Genomic DNA, 23485 nt, shown 5'->3' with positions numbered 1-23485 from the left:
GCACGGCATGCTGCTGGGGTGGCCGTCCCGCTCACCACCGGCAGCACCCTCACGGTGCTCTGCCGGGCGCTGCTGGAGGAGGTCGACGACCTCGCCGACCGCCTGACGGCCCGGATCCTCGAGCGGGAGGACGTCTACGGCGCCCTCGGCGTGCCGGTCCGCGACGATCTGCGCGCGACGTGCCGGGCCAGCCTCGAGCGGCTGCTCACCCAGCTCGCCGGTGACCTGCCGCCCGACGTCGACGCCGGCGCGCTGACCGTCGACACCGGGCGGCGCCGTGCCCGCCAGGGCGTGCCGCTCGAGGTGGTGCTGCGCGCCTACCGGCAGTGCGGGCGGCTGGTGTGGGAACGGATGCGCGCGGTCTCGCGCACCCGGTTCGCCGGGGCCCACGACGCCGAGCTGCTGGTGGTCGCCGACGACGTGTGGCGGATCCTCGACGCGAGCTCCGACCGGCTCGTCGACGCCTACCGCCGCGAGGAGTCCCGCCTGCGCGGGCTCGAGCTCGGACGGCGCTGGGCGGTCCTCGAAGGGCTGCTCGGCGGACGGGGCCGCGAGCCCGCGATGGCCCGGGACGCCGCCCGCCTGCTCGACGTGCCCGAGGACGCCGAGGTGCTGTGCGTGGTCGCCCCGACCCCCGACGGCGGGGACGGGGACGACGACCCGCTGCCGGCACCCGCCGAGGCCCTCGCCGGCGTCGCGACGTCGATCTGGCACGCGCGCTCGGCGGAGGTCGTCGGCATCGTCCTGCCCACCGAGGACGCGGTCGTCGCGCTGCCCGCGGTGGTCGACGCGCTGGCCCGGCGCGCGGCGGGGCCGGTCGGCGTCTCACCCCCGGTGCGCGGCCTCGGGCGGCTCGACCTCGCCCACCGCTGGGCGCGGCTCGCGGCCCGCACGCTGCCCGCGGGGACGGGCGCCGCGGCGAGCCTCGACGACCGCCTGCCCGAGGCCCTGCTCGCCGAGTCGGCGGACCTCGTGCCCCGGCTGCGCCGCGCCGCGCTCGGCGGCCTGCTCGACCTGCCGCCCCGGGAGCGCCACACCCTGCTCGGCACCCTGCGCGCGGTCCTCGACGCCGACGGCTCACCCTCCCGCGCGGCGGGCGTCCTCTACTGCCACCGCAACACCGTCATGTACCGCCTCGCCCGTCTCGAGTCGCTCACCGGCCGCTGCCTGGCCGACGCCCGCGACCGCCTGCTCCTGGCCCTCGCCCTCGTGGCCCCGGAGGACGAGGAGGGGTAGTGGAGCTCGACGTGGACCCGTTCGCCCCCGACGTCCTCGCCGACCCGGTGCCGACCGACACGGCGATCCGCGAGGCCGCGCGCGTCGTGTGGCTCCCCGCGCACGGCGTGTGGGCCGCCGGACGGCACGCCGACGTCGCGGCGGTCTTCCGGGACTGGTCGACGTGGTCGTCGGCGGCCGGCACGGGGCTCGCCGACATCCGCCGCGGTGAGGGCTGGCGGCCGCCGAGCGTGCTCCTCGATGCGGACCCGCCCGCGCACACCGCCGCGCGCCGCGTGATGAACCGCGTGCTGGCGCCGCGCGCGCTCGCCGAGCTCGCGGCGCGGTTCGCGGAGGTCGCCGCGCGGGTCGTCGACGACGCGGTGGCGGTGGGCGAGGTCGACGCGGCGGTCGCCCTCGCCGAGCGCTTCCCGATGACCGTCCTGCCCGACGCCGTCGGCATGGCCCCGGAGGGACGCGAGCACCTCCTGCCCTACGCGGCACTGAACTTCGAGTCGATGGGCCCCCACAACGAGCTGCGTGCCGACGCCGAGCGCCGCGCGGGCGGGGCCCGGGAGTACGTGACCTGGCAGATGCGGCGCGACGCGCTGTCCGACGACGGGATCGGCGCGGCCATCTACGCCCACGCCGCGGCCGGGGACATCGGGGCCGACGACGCGGCGCTGCTCGTGCGCTCGTTCCTCTCGGCCGGGATCGACACGACGATCCTCGCGCTCGGCTCGGCGGTGCACGAGCTGGCCCGCCGGCCGGGCCAGTGGGCGGTGCTGCGCGACGACCCCGACCTCGCGCGGGCGGCGTTCGAGGAGGCGCTGCGCCTCCACACGCCGAGCCCGGTGATCGGGCGGACGGCGACCCGCGAGGTCGCGATCGGCGACACCGTCGTCCGGGCCGACGAGAAGCTGCTGATGATGCTCGGCGCCGCGAACCGCGACCCGCGCCGGTGGGACGCGCCCGACTCCTACGACCTGCACCGCAAGGCGGCGGGCCACACCGCCTTCGGTGCCGGCGTGCACAACTGCGTCGGGCAGGTGATCGCGCGGATGGAGGCCGAGGCGCTCCTCGGCGCCCTCGCCCGGCGGGTCGCGCGGATCGAGCCCGCGGGCCCGTCGCGGCCCCGGCTCTCGAACTGGCTGCGGGGGTTCGCGAGCGTGCCCGTGCGGCTCACGGCGGCCTGAGGAGGCTCGCGCGGGCCAACGCGGCTTCCGGCATCCGGAAACCACTGTTGGGTACAGCCCGTGACAGACCGCACACTCCGCGGATCCGTGCCGCCGACGCCACCGGAGGGGTCATGACGGCCACGCAGCCCGTCGACGGGGTCGAGCGGGCGTCCACGGGACCGGTCGTGGCCCGGGCGCTGCGCCTGCTCGAGGCGTTCTCCGACGCGCACCCGACGCTGAGCCTCAGCGACATCTCCCGGCGCTCGGGGGTGCCCCTGTCCACGGCGCACCGGCTGGTCGCCGAGCTCGAGGCCTGGGGTGCGCTCGAGCGCGACGCGCGCGGCCGCTACCAGGTCGGGCTGCGGCTCTGGGAGGTCGGCGCGCTCGCCCCGCGCGGCCCGGGCCTGCGGGAGCGGGCGCTGCCCTACCTCGAGGACCTCTGCGCCGTGACCCGGGAGAACGTCCAGCTCGCGGTGCGCGAGGACGACGAGATCGTCTACGTCGAGCGCCTGGCCGGTTCCCGGGCGGTCGGGGTGCTCACCCGGGTCGGCGGGCGCTGGGCCATGACCGCCACCGGCGTCGGGCTCGTGCTCCTCGCGCACGCCCCGACCGACGTCGTCGAGCGCGTCCTCGACGGGCCGTTCACCCGCCACACGCCGTGGACGCTCACCGATCCCACGCGGGTCCGCCAGGCGCTCGCCGCGACCCGGGTGCGCGGCTACGCGGTCAGCGAGCGCCAGATCACCGACGACGCGACCTCGGTCGCCGCGCCCGTCCACGACGCCACCGGCGAGGTCGTGGCCGCGCTCTCGGTGGTGGCCCACCACGGCCGTCCGCCGGTGTCCGTGCTCGCCCCGCTCGTGCGGACCAGCGCCGCCGGCGTCTCGCACGCCCTCGCCGCGGGCCGCCCCCGGCGCCGCCACACGAACCCGCAGGGAGGTCGGTCATGACCGGCACGCGGTCGGGCCGCGAGGTCCGCGAGGTCCGCAAGGTCGCGCTGGCGAGCCTCGTCGGCACGTCGATCGAGTGGTACGACTTCTACATCTACGGCCTGGCGGCCGTGACGGTGTTCGCGCCGCAGTTCTTCCCGCAGGTCTCCTCGTTGACGGGCACGCTCGCCGCGTTCGCGACGTTCGCGGTCGGCTTCGTCGCGCGCCCCATCGGCGGCGTGGTGTTCGGACACCTCGGCGACCGGATCGGCCGCAAGGCCACCCTCGTCACGACCCTGGTCACCATGGGTGCCGCCACCACGCTCATCGGCGTGCTGCCGACCTACGCCGCCGTCGGTGCGCTCGCGCCGGTCCTGCTCGTCGTGCTGCGTCTCGTGCAGGGCTTCGCGGTCGGCGGCGAGTGGGGCGGCGCGGTGCTGATCTCGGTGGAGCACGCCCCGGAGTCGAAGCGGGGCTTCTACGGCAGCTTCCCGCAGCTCGGCGTCCCGATCGGGCTCATCGCGTCGAACGCGATCTTCCTCGTGCTCGCGGCGGCACTGCCCCGGGACGCGTTCGGTTCCTGGGGCTGGCGGATCCCCTTCCTGCTCAGCGCGCTGCTCGTCCTCGTCGGCCTCTGGGTCCGGCTGCGGATCGAGGAGAGCTCGGAGTTCGTGGCCGCCCGGCGCACCGGGTCGTCGATGGCGCTGCCGCTCGCCTCGGTGCTGCGCCACCACTTCCCGCAGGTGCTCTGCGGGATCGCGATGTTCACGGGCATCACCGGCATCGGGTACATGGCCGCGACCTACGTCATCCAGTACGGCACGAGCGCCCTCGGGCTGCCCCGGGCGCCGCTGATCGCGATCGTGCTCGTCGTCGCCGTGCTCGAGGTGCCGCTGATCCTGTGGGTCTCGGCGGGCGCGGACCGCTGGGGCCTGTCCCGCACGATCGTCGTCGGCAGCGTCGCGACGGCCGTCGTCGCCGCCGCGTTCCTGCCGCTGCTGGCGTCGGGCTCGCTGCTGCTCATCGCGCTCGCCGTGGCCGGGGCGCGCTGGGCGTCCGCGCCGATGTGGGGACCGTCCGCCGCCCTGGCCGCGGAGTGCTACCCGACCGGGATCCGCTACAGCGGGGCCTCGGTGGGCTACCAGCTCGGCTCCATCGTCGGCGGCGCCCTGGCCCCGATCTTCACGACGCTGCTGCTCGCCTCCCCGCTCGGGATGCCCGGCGCGGCGGCGTACCTGGTCGTGATCACGGTGCTCTCCGGGATCGGCGCGCTGGCCGCGGACCGGCTGGTGCGCCGTGCCGGGTCGCGGGACCCGGCGCCTGCGCCCGCCTGACCCGCGAACCGGCGCCGGAAACGTAGGGAGATCAGGAGCGCGCCACGCACCGCGCGCGGCCGTGCCGGGTGTGTCCCGCGCTCCTGATCTCGCAACTCTGCCCGTCCGCCGCTCGCTCCCCGCGGCCGTGCGGAGGCCGGGGGTGCTCTCCGGAACGATCGCCCGGCGGTGTCAGCAGCGTGGCCACGTCGACGACGTTCTCGGGAGATCATCCTGGATAGCTCCCGTGAACCCGCCACCCGCCATTGCGTCGGGCTGCCGCTGGCCGCGACAAATCCCATAGGATATCGTCGCGCCCGTGACCGGTGCGGAGGCTGTGCTCGGGGACGCGCCTGCGCTGCCCGAGCAGGTGGCCCTCCAGCTGCGGGAGCGGATTCTCTCCGGCGTCCTGCGCCCGGGGACGTTCCTGCGCCCGGATCGCCTCGCCGTCGAGCTCGGCGTCAGCCCCACGCCGGTCCGGGAGGCGCTGCAGGCGCTGCGCGCGGACGACATGGTGCGGGCGCTGCCGCGGCGCGGGTTCGTGGTGGCGCCGCTGGACCGCGACGACGTCGTCGACCTGTTCGCGGTCCAGGCGCAGCTCACCGGCGAGCTCGCGGCCCGGGCGGCGTCCGTCCTGGACGCCGACGGCGTGGCCGGGCTGCGCGCGCTGGCCGACGAGGTCGACGCGATCATCGAGGGCGGCGAGCCCGGCGACCTCGCGCTGGCCGAGGCCGAGCACCGCTTCCACGCCGCGCTCAACCGCGCGGCCGGCGCCCGCAAGCTCGCCTGGCTCGTCGGCCGGGCCGCGCACTACCTGCCGCCGCGCTTCTACACCGACCGGCAGGCCTGGCGCACCGCGACCGTCGCGGCGCACCGCGACCTGCTCGACGCGCTCGCGTCGGGCGACGCCGACACCGCCCGGGCGGCGATGGAGGGGCACGTCCTCGACGGACGCGACCTGCTCGTCGCCCACCTCGAGGCGGTCGGCTTCTGGGACGAGACACGCTGAGCAGGAGGAGGCCGAGGATGCCCGTCACCCTGACCGAGGAGCAGCAGGCGCTCGCGAGCGCGATCGGCGAGTTCGCCCGCCGCGAGGTGCCCGACAAGGCGCGCCGCGACGAGCTCACCGCCGAGGGCCCGCACTCGATGGAGATCTACCGCAAGATGGCCGACCAGGGCTGGCTGGGCATCGCGCTGCCCGAGGCCTACGGCGGCTCCGGCGGGTCGATGACCGACCTGCTGGTCTTCCTCGAGGAGACCTCGTACCACCAGATCCCCATCGGCGGCTTCGGCACCACGATCATCACCGCGGCGGCCCTGGAGCGCAGCGGCTCCGAGGAGCAGAAGCAGCAGCTGCTGGGCGACGTCGTCAACGGTGAGCTGCTGGCCATCTCGATGTCCGAGCCCGGTGCCGGGTCCGACGTCGGCGGCCTGACGTGCAAGGCCGAGAAGACCGAGAACGGCTGGGTGGTCAACGGCCAGAAGACGTGGTGCTCCAACGCCCACATCTCGCAGCACATCCTGCTGGTGGCGCGCACGTCCACCGAGGGCGGCAAGCACGACGGGCTGACGATGTTCATGGTGCCCACCGACGCCGACGGCCTCGAGATGCACGGCATCGAGACGATGGGCGGCAAGGAGGTCAACGATCTCTACTTCACCGACTGCCACCTGCCGGCCGACGCCGTCGTCGGCACCGAGGGGCAGGGCTGGCGCCAGCTCATGGCCGGGCTGAACCTCGAGCGCATGATCCTCGCCGGGCTCATGCTCGGCCTGGCGCGGCGGGCGTTCGACGACACCGTCGCCTACGTCAAGGAGCGCCACCAGTTCGGCCGGCCCGTCGGCAGCTTCCAGGCGCTGCGCCACCGCATCGCCGACAACGCCACCGAGCTCGCGGCCACGAAGCTGCTCGTGCACGACACCGCCCGCACCATCGACGCGAACCCCGGCGCGCTGTTCCCCCGCGAGGCGTCGATGGCCAAGCTCAAGGCCACCGAGCTGGCCAAGCACCTCTCGCTCGAGGGCATGCAGATGCTCGGCGGCTACGGCTACGCCACCGAGTACGGCATGGAGCGCCTGCTGCGCCAGAGCGTGGTGTCAACCGTCTACGGCGGCACCAGCGAGATCCAGCGCGACATCATCGGCAAGTCCTACGGCCTGTGACGCGCCTGCCGGACACGGCCCGGGACCTCGTCCTCGGGCCCGTGGTGCTCTCGGCGACCGCCAACGTGATCATGGAGCTGTCGTGGCCGGGCGTGGGCCACGGGGTCGCCGAGAGCCGGGTCGACTCCGGCAACGTCATGCTCCACCCGCTGCACCGCTTCCGGACGACCAACGCCTACCTCGCCGTCGCGCTGCTGGGCACGGTCGACGAGCGCCGCGACTACCGGCGGGCGGTGGGCCGCTCGCACGCCCACGTCCACGCGACGGCGGGCAGCCCGGTGGACTACGACGCGTTCGACCCGGAGCTGCAGCGGTGGGTGGCCCTGTGCCTGTACCGGGCCTTCGAGGACACCTGGGGCCTGCTCGCCGGCGAGCCCGGGATGCGGCTGCCGGACGACGTCTACCGGGAGTGCGCGGTGCTCGGGACGACGCTGCAGATGCGCTCCGAGCAATGGCCCGCCGACCGGGCCGCGTTCGACGACGCGTGGGACGACGGGCTCGCCCACGTCCGGATCGACGACGCGGTGCGGGCGTACTTCGGGTGCCTGCTCCGCGGCGACTTCCTCCCGGAGCCCGTGCGCCGGGCCACGGCGTCGACGCGGTCGTTCGTCACGACCGGGTTCCTGCACGAGCCGTTCCGGTCGCTGCTCGGCCTGGAGTGGTCGCGCGACGACCAGCGGCGGTTCGAGACGCACCTGCGGCGGCTGGGGACCGTGCTGCACCCACTGCCGGCCCCCGTGCGGCAGGCGCCGTACTCGACGACGCTCACCGACCTGCGCGTGCGTCGCGCGCTCGGGCGGCCCCTGGTCTGATCAGCCGGCCAGGTCCCGCCGCAGCGTGTCCTTGAGGATCTTCCCGGTCGCCGTGCGCGGCAGCGGCTCGTCGCGCCAGAGCACCGTGGCCGGCACCGCGAACGGGGGCAGTGTCGCCCCCAGGGCGGCCCGCAGGGCGTCTGAGTCCCCCGTGACGCCCGGGGTGGCGACGACCACGGCCGCCACGTCCTCGCCGAGCCGCGGGTGGGGGACGCCGACGACGGCCGCCTCGTGGACGCCCGGCTGTGCGAGCAGGGCGGCCTCGACCTCCCCGCAGTAGACGTTCTCCCCGCCGCGGACCACGACGTCCTTCGCGCGGTCGACCACGTGCACCCAGCCGTCGCGGCGCAGGCCGAGGTCGCCGCTGCGCAGCCAGCCGTCGTGCAGGACGGCGGCGGTGGCCTCGGGGTCGCGCCAGTAGCCACGCATGATCTGCGGGCCGCGGAAGCACAGCTCGCCGACCTCGCCGTCTCCCACCTCGGCGTCGACGGAGCCGGTCGCCGGGTCGACGATCCGCAGCTCCGTGCCGGGGACGGGCCGCCCGACGCTGTCCGGGTGGGCGGCGTAGTCGGCCCCGGTGTTGGCGCAGACCGCGGACGTCGTCTCGGTGGCGCCGTACCCGTTGGCGGCCGACGCGCGCCCCGCGAGCTCGGTGGCGACCCGCTGGACCAGCGACGGCGGGATCGGTGCGCCGCCCATCGCGACGCGGGTCAGCGAGGCGGTCTCGGCGGGGTGCTCGACGGCCAGCTCGACGACGTCGCGCAGCACCGCCGGCACGCCCGAGGCGTTCGTCAGCCGCTCGGTCGCGATGAGGCGCAGCGCCTCGTCGGGGTCCCAGTGGTGCATCAGCGCGAGCGTCGCGCCGGAGAGCACGGCGCCGTACAGGCCGTTGAGCCCGGCGATGTGGAACATCGGGTACGCCAGCAGCGTCCCGGGGCGGGCCGGGGCGGCCACCGGGTCGCCGCGCCGCGCCGCGGCCAGCGCGACCGCCCGGCCCAGGCAGGCGACGTTGAGGGCGTTCGCCACGTGGTTGCGGTGGGTGCTCACGACGCCCTTGGGCGCCCCGGTGGTGCCCGAGGTGTAGATCAGCGTCGCGATGTCGTCGGGGGCCGGCTCCACGGCGGGCAGCGGGAGCTCGTCGGCGGCGCGGACGACGTCCTCCCACGCCAGCACCCCGTCCGGCGCCCGGCCCTCGCCGCGGACCCGCACGATCGGCGGCAGGTCCGCCCGGCCCGCGAGCGCCGCGACCCGCTCGGGATCGGCGACGATCACCCGGGCGTCCGCGTGCCCGACCGCGCCGGCCAGCTGCTCGCCTGTCCACCAGGCGTTGAGCGGCACGACCACGAGGCCCGAGACGATCGCCGCCCAGAACGCCACGGTCCACTCGGGGACGTTGCGCATCGCGACGGCCACCCGGTCGCCCGGCGCGAGCCCTTGCTCGCGGGTCAGCCACCGGGCGAGGGCGGCGACCCGCCGCCGGTGCTCGTCGTAGGTGACGTGCTCGGAGCCGTAGACGGTGGCCACGCGGTCGTCGGGCGCGGGCGTCGCGAGGTAGAGCTCGCGCAGGGTGTGCGGTCCGCGCTCGTGCACGCGCATCGGGACGCCGTCGACGACGGTGGGGAGCATCGCGAACTCCCCGCCCGGCGCCGTCAGCTCCGCGAGCAGCGGGCCCAGACCGGTCCGGTCGGCGTGCTCGCCCATCTACGCGGCGGCCTTCCAGCCCAGCGCCGGGCCGAGCTTCGTCGCCATGTCGGTGAGGATCTGCACGTAGTCCTCGTGCTCGAAGGTGAACGGCAGCGCGAACACGACCTCGCGGACCTCGCGGAAGGCGGCGTCGGCGTAGAGCTTCTCGGCGACCTCGTCCGACGTCCCCAGCACGTCGGGCGCGGCGAGCAGGCCCGGCCCGGGCGGACCCATCGGGGCGGACGTCCGGGGCGTGCGCTTCTCGACGTAGGCCTCGTACTTGGCGCGCTGCTCGGGCGTGGCCGAGTCGGTCGGGATCACGACCAGCCCCTGCGAGACGCGGGCGGCGTCGCCGTCGGGGTGGTGGGCCTTGAACAGCGCGATCTGGCGCTGCTGGATGGCGGCGAAGTCCCACTTCCCGTCGGTCTCGAGGTCGCTGTCCTCGGGCTTGATGATGTTGCTGGTGAGCAGGTTGAGGCCCTGCTCGGCGGCCCACTGCGTCGACCGCTTGCTGCCCGCGCCGTACCAGATGCGGTCGCCGAGACCGGGGGAGTGCGGCTCGACCCGCGCCGAGAACTCCTCGAACCCGGCGGTGCCGGAGAACGTGCTGACGGCCTCGCCGCGGATCATGCGCAGGAGCCGGGCCACGCGCTCGTAGGTGAGGTCCTCGGCGTCGGCGGTGTCGGGGTAGAGCGCGGCCTTGACGTCGTCCCAGTGGATCGGCGGGCCCACGCTGAAGCCGGGCTCGAGCCGTCCGCCGGACAGGATGTCGACCGTCGCCAGGTCCTCGGCCATGCGCAGGGGGTTCTCCCAGCCCAGCGGCGTGACCGCCGTGCCCATGGCGATCCGGGAGGTGCGCTGGGAGAGCGCCGCCATGATCGCGATGGGAGAGGAGATGCCGGTCTGGAAGTGCCGGTGGCGCAGGTAGACGCTGTCGAACCCGAGCTCCTCGCCCAGCTCCGCGACCTGCAGCGTCGACTCCATCCCGGGGCCGGGGTCGTCGCCGTCGAAGGTTCCGAGGGTGAGGAACCCCAGCTTCTCGAGCGGGACGTCAGGCGTGGGCACGGCAGCTCCTCCGGGAGGCGGTCTCGTGGAGGCAACGACACCCGGCGCGGCGGTGTTCCCCGGGGGAGCATCGCCGCATGGAGCTGCGGGCGGGTGACGTCGCGATCGTGACGGGTGCGGCGAGCGGGATCGGGCGCGCGCTCGCCGCGGGCCTCGGACGGCGCGGCCTGCACGTCGTGCTCACCGACCGGGACGCCGCCGCCCTGCGCGGCGCGCGCGACGCGCTGGGAGGGGCCGCGACCGCCGTGCCGCTCGACGTCACCGACGCCGACGCCGTCGCGCAGGTCGTCGCCGACACCGAGGAGCGCCACGGGCGGGTGGACCTCGTGGCCGCCAACGCCGGCGTCCCCGGCCACCCGGCGCGGCTGTGGGAGACCCCGCTCGCGGACTGGCGCTGGGTGGTCGACGTCAACCTCTGGGGCGTGGTGCACCTGCTGCACGCGGCGGTGCCCGGCCTGGTCGCCCGGGATCGCGGGCACGTGCTCGTGACGGGGTCGATCGCGTCGTGGTCGGCGGGGGCGGCGATGGCGCCGTACGCGGCGACGAAGCACGCGCTGCTCGCCCTGGCGGAGTCGCTGCACCGCGACCTCGCCGGCACGGGGAGCGCGGTCGGGGTGACGGTGCTGTGCCCCGGCGCCGTCGCGACCACCTTCAACGAGCGCCACCACTGGCCCGACCGCCTCGGGCCGCCTCCACCGCGGCGCGACGACGCCGTCGCCGCGGCCACGGTGGACATGCTCGCCCGCGGGATCACCGAGGGGGTCGACCCGTCCGTCGCCGCGGACGCCGCCCTCGTGGCCGTCGAGGAGGGGCGGTTCGTCGCGTCGAGCGACCCGGCGTGGATCGCCCACGCGGCGCGCACCCGGGTCGCCGTCGCCGAGGGCGCCGACCCACCGCAGCGCCGCCACGTCCCCGACCGCTAAGGACCGACCGGCGTCAGGAACCCTCCGGCGCCGGGCAGAGCGCGAGGAAGTTGGCCACGACGGGATCCTCGTCGGGGCCGCGCCAGGCGACGCCGACGGTCAGTCGCGCGGTCGGCTCCTCGAGCGGGCGGTACACGACGTCGGGGTGGGCGACCCGCAGTGCGGACCGCGGCACCAGCGCCACCCCGAGCCCGCAGGCGACGAGGCCGACGGCGACGTGCGTGCGGTCGACCTCGTGGGCGACGCGCGGGCTGAAGCCGTGCGCGGCACACAGGGCGAGGTAGGAGTCGTGGAGCTCGGGCTCCTGCGCGCGCCCGATGAGGACGAGGTCCTGGTCGGCGAGGTCCTCGACGGACAGCGGCCCGTCGTCGCCGGCGAGCGCGTTCCCGGCGGGCACCGCCACCGCGAGCCCCTCGCTGCGCACCGGGCGCACCCGCAGGTCCGGCTCCGGCGACACGGGCAGGCGCACGAACGCCACCTGCACCCGGCCGCCCAGCACGCCCTGCACGGCCTCGCGGTTGTGCATCTCCTCGAGCACCAGGCGCACGTCCGGGTAGCGCGCGCGGAAGGGACGCAGCAGGCCGGGGAGCAGGTCGTAGAGGACGGGGGCGATGAAGCCGAGGCGCAGGGTCCCCGTCGAGCCCCGGCCCACCGCCTGCGCCCGCCCGACCGCGGCGTCGGCCTGGGCGAGCACGCGCCGCGCGTCCTCCAGGAGGGCCCGCCCGGCCGTCGTCAGGGCGACGCCGTGGCGGTCGCGCTCGAGGAGCACGACGTCGAGCTCGCGCTCGAGCGCGGCGATCTGCTTGCTCAGGGCCGGCTGGACGACGTACAGGCGCGCGGCGGCGCGGCCGAAGTGGAGCTCCTCGGCGACCACCACGAACGAGCGCAGGTGACGCAGCTCCACGGGCACCTCCGTCTCCTGTGACCCCGGTCATTCCCGCGCGGAATCACCGCCGTCCGGTTCGCCATTTCCCCACGTCGGCGGCCCGACCGCATCGTGGACCGGCCAGCACCGGCGAACGAGAGGCAGTCCATGGCGACCCCGACGGTCACCCCCGCACCGACCGCCGTCACCGACGAGCCGGCGCGCCTGCTCGCCGACGACGCGGCGCTCGTCGCGGCCGTGCACGCGGCCGAGATGCCCGCTCTGCTGCCCGCGCTCGCCCACCTCACCGGGGACCTCGACCTCGTCGACGACGCGCTGCGGCCCCCGCTGCGCCTGCTGCCCGACCGCGTCGAGCCCCAGGGCGGTATGTCCGCCGAGGTCGTCGAGCAGGCCCGGGCGCGGGCGGTGGCGGCGTTGCGCGCGTTCCGCGACGCCGGGATGCCGGTGGCCCCCGAGCCGGACACCGCGACCCTGCGGCGGCTCATGCGGTTCGTCGCGGGCGACGTCGGCGACGAGTACCTGCCGCTCATGGCGCACGAGCTCGGCCTGCCCGACGACGTCGGCGCGCCGACGTGGACCGTGGACGAGGTCGCCCCCGGGCGCACCCTCGACGTCGTCGTCATCGGCGCGGGCATGTCCGGCCTCGTCACCGCGCACCGGCTCACGCAGGCCGGCGTGGGCGTCACGGTGCTCGAGCGCAACGACGACGTCGGCGGCGTGTGGCTCGAGAACGGCTACCCCGGCGCCCGCCTGGACACGGCCAACTTCGCCTACAGCTACTCCTTCGCCCAGCGCCCCGACTGGCCCCACCAGTTCTCGGCGCGCGACGACGTCCACGCCTACTTCCGCTCCGTCGCCGAGGACCTCGACCTGCGCCGGCTCGTGCGCTTCGGCCACGAGGTCACCGCCGCCGTGTACGACGGGGACACCGCGCGGTGGACGGTGACGGCCCGCGACCGCGACGGGGGAGAGCTCACCCTCGTCGCCGACGCGGTGATCAGCGCGACCGGGCAGCTCAACCGGCCCAAGCTCCCGGACGTTCCGGGCCGCGACACCTTCGCCGGGCCGGCGTTCCACACCGCGCGCTGGCGTCACGACGTCGACCTCGCCGGCCGCCGGGTCGCGGTGGTGGGCACCGGCGCCAGCGCCTACCAGGTGGTGCCCTCGATCGTCGACCGCGTCGCGTCGCTGACGGTCTTCCAGCGCACGCCCCCGTGGATGGCCCCGACCCCGACCTACCACGAGCCGATCGCGGAGCCCGCCCGCGCGCTGGCCCGCGCGCTGCCGCACTATCCCCGCTGGTTGCGGTTCCTCCAGTTCTGGACCTCCGTGGACGGGCGCCGTCCGTTCATGGAGGTGGACCCGGAGTGGGAGCACCCGGTGTCGGTGTCGGCGCGCAACGAGGCGCTGCGGCAGGCGCTGGTGGCCAACCTCGAGGCACGCTTCGGCGACCGGCCCGACCTGCTCGCCAAGGTCGTGCCCGACTACCCGCCCGGGGCCAAGCGGATGATGCGCGACAACGGGGTCTGGGCCGCGGCCCTGCACCGCGAGCACGTCGCGCTGGTGACCGAGGGCATCACCGAGATCACCCCGTCCGGCCTCCGCACGGCCGACGGCACCGAGCACGAGGTCGACGTCGTCGTCTACGCGACCGGCTTCCACGCCGAGGACTTCCTCGCGCCGATCGCCGTCCGCGGGCGCGACGGTCGCGACCTGCACGCCCAGTGGGCCGGTGACGCCCGCGCCCACCTCGGCGTGCACGTGCCCGGCTTCCCCAACCTGTTCTGCGTCTTCGGGCCCAACACCGGCCTGGTGATCAACGGGAGCATCCTGCTGTTCTCCGAGATCGCGGTGCACCACGTCCTCGGTCTCCTGCGCGAGCTCCTCGATCGTGACGCGGCCGCCGTCGAGGTTCGGCCCGAGGCCCACGACGCCTACAACACCCGCGTCGACGCCGGCAGCGCGCGCATGGCCTGGGGCGCCGCGACCGTGAACAGCTGGTACCGCAACGCGACCGGGCGGGTGTCCCAGGTCTGGCCGTTCCCGCTCATCGACTACTGGCGGATGGTCCGCGAGCCGGACCTCGCCGAGTACGCGTTCCACCCTCGCCGTTCTGGCCAGCAGAACACCTCGGCGTGACGCGTCGCACCCTGCGCGCCCGCTCCTAGCGTCCCGGACCACCTCCTGCCCGCCCGGCCAGCACCGACCAGCACCGGCCAGCACCGACCACCACCGACCACCACCGACCAGGGAGTCCCCGTGTCGACAGCCCCGCCCCGCACCGACGCGGGCGACCCCACGCCGGCGCACGCCCGGCGCGTCGCCCGCGCGACGTTCATCGGGACCGCGATCGAGTGGTACGACTTCAACATCTACGGCGCGGCCGCCGCCCTGATCTTCGCGCCGCAGTTCTTCCCGAACTTCTCGCCGGCCGCGGCGACGCTCGCCGCCTTCGGCACCTTCGCGGTCGGTTTCATCGCGCGCCCGGTCGGCGGGATCGTCTTCGGTCACTTCGGCGACCGGCTCGGCCGCAAGCAGACGCTGGTCGCCTCGTTGCTGCTCATGGGCATCGGCACGTTCCTCATCGCCGTGCTGCCCACGTACTCCGCGATCGGCATCGCCGCCCCGATCCTGCTCGTCGCGCTGCGCTTCGTGCAGGGGCTCGGGGTCGGCGGCGAGTGGGGCGGCGCGGTGCTCATGGCGATGGAGCACGCCCCGCCGGGCCGTCGCGGCTGGTTCTCGTCGTTCCCGCAGATGGGGCTGCCCGCCGGATCGCTCTCCGCGCTGGTGGTCTTCCTCGTGTCGTCGCTCGCCTTCGGCCGCGAGGGCTTCGCGGCCTGGGGGTGGCGCATCCCGTTCGTGCTCAGCGCCCTGCTCGTCGTCGTGGCCCTCGTGATCCGCCTGCGCCTCACCGAGAGCCCCGAGTTCCGCGCCACCCAGCGCACCGAGGGCGTGCGGCGCCTGCCCGTGCTCGAGGTCCTGCGCACCAGCCCGCGGAACGTGGTCCTGGGCATGGGCATCACCCTCGCGCCGTCGTCGTTCGGCTACCTGCTCTCGGTGTACCTGCTCTCGTACGGCACGGGCACCGTCAAGCTGCCCCAGCAGACGATGCTGCTGACGATCATCGGCGGCTCCGTGCTCTACCTCGCCGTCACGATCACCGCGGGCGCCCTGTGCGACCGGGTCGGCCCGGTGCGGATCTTCCTGCTCGCCTCGGGTCTCGGCGTGGTCGTGCCCTTCGCGGTGTTCGGGCTGATGGACACGGGCGCCACGCCCGCGGTGGCCGTGGCCATGCTGCTCATGGGCCTGGTGCTGGGGATGCTCGCCGCGGTGCAGGCGATCATCGTGTCGGGTGCCTTCCCGACGGCGGTGCGCTACTCCGGGGCCTCGCTGTCCTACCAGTTCGGGGCGGTGCTCGGCGGCGGCGTGACCCCGCTGCTCGCGGCCACGATCCTCGCCGCCACCGGCACCTCGCAGGCGATCGCCGCCTACATCGGCCTGCTGTCGCTGATCTCCGGGCTGGCGGTGTGGCGCCTCGCGGCGCGCTCGCCCGCGGCGGACGAGGCGGCCGCGGCGCCGGTGTCGGCGACCGCGTGAGGTCGGGTCAGCCGAGCTCGGCGCCGATGGCCGCGGTGGTTCTGTGCAGCTCCTCGAGCGCGGTCGCGAGACCGTCGTCGTCGAGCCGTTGGGTCGGGGCGGAGACCGCGACCGCACCCACGGCCCGGGTGCCGGCCCGGACCACGACGGCGACGGCCGAGAGCCCCGGCTCGCTCTCCTCGCGGTTCACGGCGTACCCCTGCTCGCGGATCCGCCGGAGCTCGGCGTGCAGCGCGTCGACGTCGACGATCGTCGCCGGCGTGATCCGGCGCAGGGACGAGCCGAACAGCGCGTCCACCTCGCGCGGCGGGAGCTCGGCGAGCAGGGCCTTCCCGCCGGAGACGATGTGGGCGGGCAGCACCGCGCCGGTGCGCACGCGGGTGCCGAGCGGGCGCTCGCCGGCGACCCCGTCGAGGAACCGGCACGACGCGCCCTCGAGCACCATGACGTTGACGGTCTCGCGCAGCCGGGCCGACAGCGCGCGGACGTGCTCGCCCGCGGCGGCGCGGAGATCGACCTCGCCGACCGCCCCGAGGCCGAGCAGCTCGGGCCCGCCGCGGTAGCTGCGGTCGCGGGGGTCGCGCACCACGAACCCGCGGTGGGCGAGCGTCGCGAGCAGGCGGTGGGCGGTGGACCGGGCGACGCCGAGCTCCTCGCCGACGTCGACCACCCGTACCCGCCGCCGCTCGCGGAGCATCACGAGGATCTGCAGGGCCTTGTCGACCGACTCGATGGCGTACGTCGGCAGCGCCTGGTCCTCCGCCGTCGTGTCCGGGTTCCGCTCCACAGAACACATCCCACCATTCGTCCCGTAGGGCGGACAGCGCGCTTAGCGTCCCGGACCGGGACCGAGAGAGAGGACCACCACCCGATGTCGCTCGCCGCGTCCGCCGACCGTCCGGTCACCGTCGTGGGGGCGGGCCCGGTCGGGCTCGTCACCGCCTGGTCGCTGGCCGACGCCGGCCTGCCCGTGCGCGTCCTCGAGGCCGACACGGTCAACCGGACCGACTGGCGGGCCTCGACCTTCCACGCCGCGACGATGGAGCTGCTCGCCGGCATCGACGGCGGCGTCGTCGCGGACGAGATGCTCGCGCGCGGCCTGCGGGTGCCGCGCTACCACTACCGGGACCGCCGGCGCGGGCTCGTCGCGGAGTTCGATCTCGGCCTGCTGGCGGACGAGACGCGCTTCCCCTTCCGCCTGCAGCTCAACCAGCAGCGCCTCGTGGAGATCCTCCTGCGGCGCCTGCAGGAGCTCGGCGTGGCGCAGCACTTCTCGGCCCGGGCCGCCGGGCTCGACCAGGACGCGCAGGGCGCCACCGTGACGACCGACGACGGCGCCTCGTACCCCTCGTCGCTCGTCGTGGGCGCCGACGGCGCGGCCTCCGCGGTGCGCAAGCTGCTCGGGGCGAGCTTCGAGGGGGTCACCTACCCGCAGCGGTTCCTCATCATCTCGGTGGCCGAGGACCTGCGGGCCGAGGTGCCCGACGTGCACGCCGACCTCGCCGAGGTCAGCTACATCGCCGACCCCGACGAGTTCGTCTTCGTGCTCCGCACCCCCGAGTCGTGGCGGGTGCTGTTCCCGATCCCGCCCGAGGAGGACCCGGCCGAGGCGCTCGACCCGACGGCCCTGCAGCGCCGGTTGCGCGGCTTCGCCGACATCGGCCGCGACTACGGCATCCTCGACCGGCAGATCTACGCCGTGCACCAGCGCGTGGCCGACCGCTTCCACGACGGCCGGGTCGTCCTCGCCGGGGACGCCGCGCACATCAACTCCCCGATGGGCGGGATGGGCCTCAACGCCGGCATCCACGACGCCGTCGACCTCGGCCGCCGGCTGGTCCGCGCGGCCGGTGCGGGCGGAGGGGCCGGAGACCTGCGCGGCGAGCTCGCCGCCTACGACACGGTGCGGCGGGGGGTCGCCCTGGACTACGTCCGCGCCGACACCCACCGCAACACCCAGATGATGGCCGAGCGCGACCCGGCGGTGCGCGCCGAGAACCAGGCCGCGCTGCGCGCCACCGCCGCCGACCCCGCCGCCGCCCGCGTCTGGCTGCGCCGGGCGTCGCTGCTCACCGCCGTCGCCGAACAGGGCATCGGGCGCCCGCTCGACGCCGCGGCCTCGTGACACGTCCACCCAGGGGAGACATCGATGACCACCCTCGAGTCCGAGACCGCCGCCCTCGAGCGGTTCTACGGCGACGTCGCCGCGGCCGGGCTGCAGCCGCTGTGGACCCAGACCCGCGACCTCATGACGCCCACGCCGCGCGGCGGCACCCGCGGGCACCGGTGGCCGTGGCACACCCTGTCCGCACTCGCGCACCGCTCGGGCGATCTCATCCCGATCGAGCGCGGGGGCGAGCGGCGGGTGCTCGCGCTGGCCAACCCGGGCCTGGGCGGGCTGCCGTTCGCGACGTCCACGCTCTGGGCCGCGGTGCAGTTCCTCGGCCCGCACGAGACCGCGCCGGCCCACCGGCACTCCCCGGGCGCGGTGCGGTTCGTGCTGCAGGGCGAGGGGGTGTGGACCGCGGTCGACGGCGACCCGTGCCCGATGAGCCCCGGCGACCTCGTGCTCACTCCGGGCGGCACGTGGCACGAGCACCACAACCCCGGCGACGACACCATGATCTGGTTCGACGGGCTGGACCTGCCGATGGTGGCCGCCCTCGACGCCGTGTTCTTCGAGACCCGCGAGGACGAGGCCCCGAACACCGCCGCGCCCGACCGCTCACCGGGCGAGGCGCTGCACGGGCACCCCGGCCTGCGGCCCGACGGCGTGCCGGCCCCGGCGGGGCACTCGCCGCTGTCGGTCTACCGCCGCGCCCACACCGACGCGGCGCTGACCGACCTCCTCGCGCTGCGGGCCGCCGAGCCGAGCGTCGGGGTGACGTTCACCGACCCGGCCACCGGGCGGGACGTGCTGCCGACCCTGCGCTGCCGCATGGAGCGCCTGCGGCCGGGAGCGCGGACCGCGACCACGCGCACGGCCGGCTCCTCGGTGCGCGTCGCGTTCTCCGGGCACGGCACGACCACGGTCGACGGCGTGAGGTTCGCCTGGGGCCCGGGCGACATGATCACCGTCCCCTCGTGGGCGGCCGTGGACCACCGCGCCGACGACGCGGGGCCCGCCGACGTCTTCGTGCTGTCCGACGCCCCGGTGCTCGAGGCGCTGCGGCTCGACCGCCACGTCGTCGTCGACCCACAGGCCTGAGGAGGCCCGCGATGCGTCTCGTCTCGTTCACCGCCGGCGGCGCCGACCGGGTCGGGCTCGTCGACCCCGACGGTGCGTCCGTCACCGACCTCACCGACCTGGTCCGGGCGCGCACCGACGCGGCCGGCCTGTCCCCGATCCGCGCCCTCGCGGGGGCCTGGGACGCCCTGCGCGGCGCGCTGACCCCCGACGCCGGCCCGCGGCTCGCCCTGCGGGACCTCGCGCTCGCGCCCGTCGTGCCGGACCCGGGCACGGTGCTCGCCGCGCCCGTCAACTACCACGACCACATGGTCGAGATGAGCCAGACGAGCCACGTCGGCGCGCTGGGGGTGTTCCTCAAGGCGCCCGCGTCGGTGCTCGCGCACGGCGGCACGGTCCAGCTGCCCTACACCGACCGGCGCTTCGACCAGGAGGGCGAGCTCGCGGTGGTGATCGGGCGGGAGGCCCGGCACGTGACGGAGGCCGACGCGCTCGACCACGTCCTCGGCTACACCGGATGCTTCGACATCACCATGCGCGGCGGCGAGGACCGGTCCCTGCGCAAGTCGTTCGCGACCTTCACTCCGCTCGGGCCGTGGCTCGTCACCGCCGACGAGGTCGACCCCACCGACGTCGACCTCGTCTGCGCCGTCGACGGGCACGTGCGCCAGCGCGCGAGCACCCGCGACCTCATCTGGAGCGTGGCGGCCCTCGTCGCCTACGCGTCGTCGTGCTATCCGCTGCGCCCCGGCGACGTCCTGTCCACCGGCACCCCGGCCGGTGTCGGCGAGATCATCGCCGGCCAGCAGGTGACGCTGTCGCTGTCGGGGCTGCCGGACCTGCAGGTGGCCGTGGCCGCCGACCACGCCGTGGCCTGCCCGACCAGCGGCGCGGGGCGCGGACCCGTCCCGCCGCCGACGCCGGAGCCGTCCGTGCCCGTGGGCCGCTGAACGTCGGTCGTCGCGCAGAGGTCACACAGAACTGCTCTGTTCGAGGGGCGTCATCGGGAGCGGCGCCCCGTACTGTCGACGCGCAGTGACGTGAGGACGGAGTGATCGATCGTGGCGACCACGCGCGGGTTCCTGGGGCGGCGGCGGGGGGAGCGCGATCCGCGCCTGCCTCCGGGGCAGTACGACGTCGGGGCGGGGTGGCCGGTGCTCACCGCGGAGGCCACGCCGCGCGTGGACGCGGACCGCTGGAGCATCACGGTCGACGGGCTGGTCGACACGCCGACGACGTGGACGCTGCGCGAGCTGCGGGCGCTGCCGCCGTCGGTGTACGCGGGCGACATCCACTGCGTGACGACCTGGTCGAAGCTCGACACCAACTTCACCGGCATCTCGCTGGACACGCTGCTCGACGCGGTCGGCGTGCAGCCGGAGGCGAGCTTCGTCGTCGAGCGCTCGACCACCGGCTACACCACCAACCTGCCGCTGGAGGACGTGCGCGGCGGCAAGGCGTGGATCGTCTGGGAGCACGAGGGCTCGCCGCTGAGCCGCGAGCACGGCGGGCCGGTGCGCATGATCGTGCCCCACCTGTACTTCTGGAAGTCCGCGAAGTGGATCGAGCGGATCACCCTGCTCGACCACGACGAGCCCGGCTTCTGGGAGGTGAACGGCTATCACGAGCGAGGCGACCCCTGGCGTGAGCAGCGCTTCGACGGGGACTGAGGACACCGGGTACGTCGTTCCCGACGACCGGGCCGGGGGGCCGAACGACCGGCGGGCCGCGGCCAAGTGGCGCGACGCGCGGGTCGTCGAGGTCGCGCACCCGTCGGTCGACGCCGTCATGCTGCGCCTGGCCGTGCCCGAGCGCGTGCAGCACCACCCGGGCCAGCACTACGTGGTGCGCCTGCGCGCCCCCGACGGCTACACCGCCCAGCGGTCGTACTCGGTGGCCTCGGCCCCCGGCGACGACCTGGTCGAGCTGTTCGTGGAGCGGATCCCCGACGGCGAGGTCTCGGGGTTCCTCGCCGACGTCGTCGAGCCGGGCGACGACCTCGAGGTGCGCGGCCCGATCGGGCGCTGGTTCGTGTGGAGCGGGGGCAGCCCGGCGGTCGCGATCGGCGGCGGCAGCGGCGTCGCCCCGCTGGTCGGCATGCTGCGCCACGCGACCGACCTCGGGGAGCCCGAGCTGCTGCGCCTCGCGGTCACCGCCCGGACCCGCGAGCTGCTGCCCTACGCCGGCGAGCTCGAGGCCGCCGGGGCGCACATCGCGCTGACGCGGGAGCCCGGGGGCGGGCGGCTCGACGCCTCGGTGATCGCCGGGCTCGTCGACCCGGAGGTGACCGTCTACCTCTGCGGCTCCGCGCGCTTCACCGGCGCGATGGAGACGCTGCTCGTCGACGCCGGCCAGCCCGCCGGCACGATTCGCGTGGAGCGCTTCGGCCCCACCGGCTAGCGGCCGGCCCTAGTGGATGTGCTGCATCCAGTCGGACGGCACGCGATCCGCCGGGCCGGGGACGGTCTGGTCCTCGGGGTGGTTCTGCGGACCGGCGAGCACCGGGCCCCGGCCGACGCTGCCGTCGCGGTCGTCGAAGAACCAGTCCTCGCCGGGCTCGAAGCTCGTGAGGATCGGGTGCCCCTGCTCGCGGGCGTGCTTCGTCGCGTGCTGGCTCGGTGACGAGTCGCAGCACCCGATGTGGCCGCACGCGGCGCAGCGACGCAGGTGGAACCACCATCCGCCGCTCGCGTCGCACTCCAGGCACCCGGTGCCCGACGGCGCGGCCTGCGGGTCGATCTCGGTGTCGCTCATGACGCCTCCTCGGTGGTGTCGAGAGTGTCCAGCCCGAGCTCCTCGCGGTCGCGTGGCGCCACGTCGGCCAGGTACTCGGGGTGGGAGCGCAGCCAGCGCTGCGCGTAGGGGCAGCGCGGGACGACGGGCAGGCCGTCGGCGCGCGCCGCGTCGAACACCGCGCGCACCAGGCGTCCGCCGAGGCCCCGCCCGGCGTACGCGTCGTCGACCTCGGTGTGCACCAGGACGATCGCCGCCGGCGCATCGTGGCCGCCGTGGCGGTGGTGCAGGTCGGCGTGGCCCGCCTCGACGCCGTCCACGTGCAGGACGGCCGTGTCCGCGGCGAGGTCGACGCGGACCTCGGCGCTCTCGTCTGCCATGACCCCATCCTGCTCCGCCGGTCCACCGGGCGCCGGTGACCTGCGGCACCCGGCGTTGACGGTCGGGAGGGCGCGGCGCAGTATTCGGACCAGTCGGTCCCGGACCAATCGGTCCCTCATCGCAGGGGATGTGTGGGGCCGCCGCCACCATCGTGGAGAGGACCGTCCGATGATCATCTCGGGTGCGAACGCGCTCGTCACCGGCGCGAGCCGCGGTCTCGGCGCCGCGCTCGTCGAGGGCCTGCTGGCCCACGGCGCGGGCACCGTCTACGCCGCGGCGCGCGACCCGCGCACCGCGACGCACAAGGACCCCCGGGTCGTCCCGCTGCGACTGGACGTCACCGACCTGCGCCAGGTCCACGAGGTCGCCGAACGGGCAGGCGACGTCGACCTCCTGATCAACAACGCCGGTGTGAGCGGCGCGGGCTCGCTGCTCACGGCCGACCCCGAGCGCGCCCGCGCCGAGATGGAGACGAACCTCTGGGGCCCGGTCGCGATGCTGCGGGCGTTCGCCCCGGTGCTCGCCCGCAACGGCGGCGGCGCGGCCGTCACCGTGCTCTCGGCGCTGTCCTGGGCGGCGATGCCGGGGGCGGGCGCGTACTCGGCGACGAAGGCCGCCGCCTGGTCGTTCACCAACACCGCCCGTGCCGAGCTGCGCGACCAGGGCACCCAGGTGGTCGGGGTGCACCTCGGCTTCATGGACACCGAGATGGTCGCCCACCTCGACGTGCCGAAGATCGACGCGGCCACCGTGGCCGAGCGCATCCTCGACGCGGTCGCCGCCGGCGAGGAGGAGGTCCTCGCCGACGCCCCCAGCCGCGCGATCAAGGAGGCGCTGGCGGGCCCGCCGAAGGGCCTGGAGATCTAGCCGGGCCGCCGTCCGGTGCCGGCCACGACGCGGTCGAGCAGCGGGGCGTCGTCGGGCAGCGCCACCGGCGTGCCCCACAGCTCCGGCAGCGGCGCGCGCGGGACGAAGTCCCGCACATGCGCGAGGCACGCCTCCAGCGTCGCGTCCGGCGGGGCGAACGGCCGGCCGGTGGCGCGGGCCAGGTCCCAGCCGTGCACGACGACCTCGGTGAGCGCGATGCGCCCCCACGTCGCGGCGGGCAGGGCGACGCCGGGCCCGGCCGTCTCGCCCTCCCACGCCGCCGGGTCCGCCCACGCGGCGGCCAGGGCGTCGAGGGCGGCCGGCAGGTCGGGGCGGCGGGGCTGCTCGCGGCCGGTGGCGATCGCGGTGAAGCCCGCGGCGACGTCCTCGAGGTGGTCGAGCACGTCGCCGACGGTCATGTCCGGGCACGGCGTGGGGTCGGGCCGGCGGGCGTCGTCGATGCCGGCGACGAGCGTCGCGAGCTCGCGGCAGGCGGGGGTCAGGTCGATCACGTCTCCTCCTCCGGTCCGTCTCCCGGTGTGACGGACCGCGG

Annotated in this window: 23 protein-coding genes; 16 read left to right on the top strand and 7 right to left on the bottom strand. The window is 75.4% G+C overall.

Features of this window, described 5'->3' with window-relative positions; translation table 11 throughout:
- Positions 1-18: 18 nt before the first annotated feature.
- From QSK03_RS08090 to QSK03_RS08060, 7 genes are all read left to right on the top strand, one after another.
- Entirely contained in the window at positions 19-1236 is a 1218-nt protein-coding gene (locus QSK03_RS08090) for a PucR family transcriptional regulator (RefSeq protein WP_285650235.1), read from the top strand.
- Positions 1236-2411, top strand: a complete 1176-nt coding sequence (locus QSK03_RS08085) for a cytochrome P450 (protein WP_285650233.1) — start codon at positions 1236-1238, stop codon at positions 2409-2411. Before QSK03_RS08090 ends, QSK03_RS08085 begins: the two co-directional genes overlap by 1 nt.
- A gap of 113 nt (positions 2412-2524) precedes the next feature.
- On the top strand, positions 2525-3343 hold the full coding sequence (locus QSK03_RS08080; RefSeq protein ID WP_285650231.1) for an IclR family transcriptional regulator: 819 nt from the start codon (positions 2525-2527) through the stop codon (positions 3341-3343).
- Entirely contained in the window at positions 3340-4656 is a 1317-nt protein-coding gene (locus QSK03_RS08075; RefSeq protein ID WP_285650229.1) for an MFS transporter, read from the top strand. The genes QSK03_RS08080 and QSK03_RS08075 overlap by 4 nt, the downstream gene beginning before the upstream one ends.
- 298 nt (positions 4657-4954) lie before the next feature.
- Positions 4955-5644, top strand: a complete 690-nt coding sequence (locus QSK03_RS08070; protein WP_285650227.1) for a GntR family transcriptional regulator — start codon at positions 4955-4957, stop codon at positions 5642-5644.
- A gap of 17 nt (positions 5645-5661) precedes the next feature.
- Positions 5662-6798, top strand: coding sequence for an acyl-CoA dehydrogenase family protein (locus QSK03_RS08065; RefSeq protein ID WP_285650224.1), 1137 nt, complete (start codon positions 5662-5664; stop codon positions 6796-6798).
- Positions 6795-7610 (top strand): oxygenase MpaB family protein, encoded by an 816-nt coding sequence (locus QSK03_RS08060; protein WP_352231960.1) that lies wholly within the window; start codon positions 6795-6797, stop codon positions 7608-7610. Before QSK03_RS08065 ends, QSK03_RS08060 begins: the two co-directional genes overlap by 4 nt.
- Here QSK03_RS08060 and QSK03_RS08055 read toward each other — a convergent pair whose 3' ends face one another.
- Positions 7611-9311 (bottom strand): class I adenylate-forming enzyme family protein, encoded by a 1701-nt coding sequence (locus QSK03_RS08055; RefSeq protein ID WP_285650222.1) that lies wholly within the window; start codon positions 9309-9311, stop codon positions 7611-7613.
- Positions 9312-10358 (bottom strand): LLM class flavin-dependent oxidoreductase, encoded by a 1047-nt coding sequence (locus tag QSK03_RS08050; protein WP_285650220.1) that lies wholly within the window; start codon positions 10356-10358, stop codon positions 9312-9314.
- A 77-nt stretch (positions 10359-10435) separates the two neighbouring features.
- On the opposite strand from QSK03_RS08050, the gene QSK03_RS08045 reads away from it, so the two are divergent.
- A complete protein-coding gene (locus QSK03_RS08045; RefSeq protein WP_285650218.1) occupies positions 10436-11281 on the top strand; it encodes an SDR family oxidoreductase in 846 nt (281 codons plus the stop codon).
- A gap of 13 nt (positions 11282-11294) precedes the next feature.
- Here QSK03_RS08045 and QSK03_RS08040 read toward each other — a convergent pair whose 3' ends face one another.
- Positions 11295-12185, bottom strand: a complete 891-nt coding sequence (locus QSK03_RS08040) for a LysR family transcriptional regulator (RefSeq protein WP_285650216.1) — start codon at positions 12183-12185, stop codon at positions 11295-11297.
- A 129-nt stretch (positions 12186-12314) separates the two neighbouring features.
- On the opposite strand from QSK03_RS08040, the gene QSK03_RS08035 reads away from it, so the two are divergent.
- On the top strand, positions 12315-14306 hold the full coding sequence (locus QSK03_RS08035; protein ID WP_285650213.1) for a flavin-containing monooxygenase: 1992 nt from the start codon (positions 12315-12317) through the stop codon (positions 14304-14306).
- Between the two features lie 120 nt (positions 14307-14426).
- Entirely contained in the window at positions 14427-15764 is a 1338-nt protein-coding gene (locus tag QSK03_RS08030) for an MFS transporter (protein WP_285650211.1), read from the top strand.
- Positions 15765-15771: 7 nt separating this feature from the next.
- On the opposite strand, the gene QSK03_RS08025 is transcribed toward QSK03_RS08030, so the two are convergent.
- Positions 15772-16551, bottom strand: coding sequence for an IclR family transcriptional regulator (locus QSK03_RS08025; RefSeq protein ID WP_285650208.1), 780 nt, complete (start codon positions 16549-16551; stop codon positions 15772-15774).
- An 84-nt stretch (positions 16552-16635) separates the two neighbouring features.
- On the opposite strand from QSK03_RS08025, the gene QSK03_RS08020 reads away from it, so the two are divergent.
- From QSK03_RS08020 to QSK03_RS08000, 5 genes are all read left to right on the top strand, one after another.
- Positions 16636-17889 (top strand): FAD-dependent oxidoreductase, encoded by a 1254-nt coding sequence (locus tag QSK03_RS08020; protein WP_285650206.1) that lies wholly within the window; start codon positions 16636-16638, stop codon positions 17887-17889.
- A 24-nt stretch (positions 17890-17913) separates the two neighbouring features.
- Positions 17914-18972 (top strand): cupin domain-containing protein, encoded by a 1059-nt coding sequence (locus tag QSK03_RS08015; protein WP_285650203.1) that lies wholly within the window; start codon positions 17914-17916, stop codon positions 18970-18972.
- An 11-nt stretch (positions 18973-18983) separates the two neighbouring features.
- Positions 18984-19901, top strand: coding sequence for a fumarylacetoacetate hydrolase family protein (locus QSK03_RS08010; protein WP_285650201.1), 918 nt, complete (start codon positions 18984-18986; stop codon positions 19899-19901).
- A gap of 108 nt (positions 19902-20009) precedes the next feature.
- Positions 20010-20621, top strand: coding sequence for a sulfite oxidase-like oxidoreductase (locus QSK03_RS08005; protein ID WP_285650903.1), 612 nt, complete (start codon positions 20010-20012; stop codon positions 20619-20621).
- On the top strand, positions 20596-21351 hold the full coding sequence (locus tag QSK03_RS08000) for an FAD-binding oxidoreductase (RefSeq protein WP_285650199.1): 756 nt from the start codon (positions 20596-20598) through the stop codon (positions 21349-21351). The genes QSK03_RS08005 and QSK03_RS08000 overlap by 26 nt, the downstream gene beginning before the upstream one ends.
- Before the next feature lie 9 nt (positions 21352-21360).
- Here the strand turns inward: QSK03_RS08000 and QSK03_RS07995 are convergent, their stop codons facing one another.
- Together QSK03_RS07995 and QSK03_RS07990 are read right to left on the bottom strand one after the other, a co-directional pair.
- Complete coding sequence (locus QSK03_RS07995) at positions 21361-21705, bottom strand: UBP-type zinc finger domain-containing protein (RefSeq protein ID WP_285650197.1); 345 nt, start codon at positions 21703-21705, stop codon at positions 21361-21363.
- Positions 21702-22064 (bottom strand): GNAT family N-acetyltransferase, encoded by a 363-nt coding sequence (locus QSK03_RS07990; RefSeq protein ID WP_285650195.1) that lies wholly within the window; start codon positions 22062-22064, stop codon positions 21702-21704. Before QSK03_RS07990 ends, QSK03_RS07995 begins: the two co-directional genes overlap by 4 nt.
- Before the next feature lie 169 nt (positions 22065-22233).
- On the opposite strand from QSK03_RS07990, the gene QSK03_RS07985 reads away from it, so the two are divergent.
- Entirely contained in the window at positions 22234-22932 is a 699-nt protein-coding gene (locus QSK03_RS07985) for an SDR family oxidoreductase (protein WP_285650193.1), read from the top strand.
- Here the strand turns inward: QSK03_RS07985 and QSK03_RS07980 are convergent.
- Positions 22929-23444, bottom strand: a complete 516-nt coding sequence (locus QSK03_RS07980) for a TIGR03086 family metal-binding protein (protein WP_285650191.1) — start codon at positions 23442-23444, stop codon at positions 22929-22931. The two genes, QSK03_RS07985 and QSK03_RS07980, sit on opposite strands and share 4 nt — an antisense overlap.
- Positions 23445-23485 lie beyond the last annotated feature (41 nt).

Source organism: Actinomycetospora sp. NBRC 106375, assembly GCF_030269665.1.
Classification (GTDB): Bacteria; Actinomycetota; Actinomycetes; order Mycobacteriales; family Pseudonocardiaceae; genus Actinomycetospora.
This window is presented reverse-complemented; position numbering and strand designations above follow the sequence as displayed.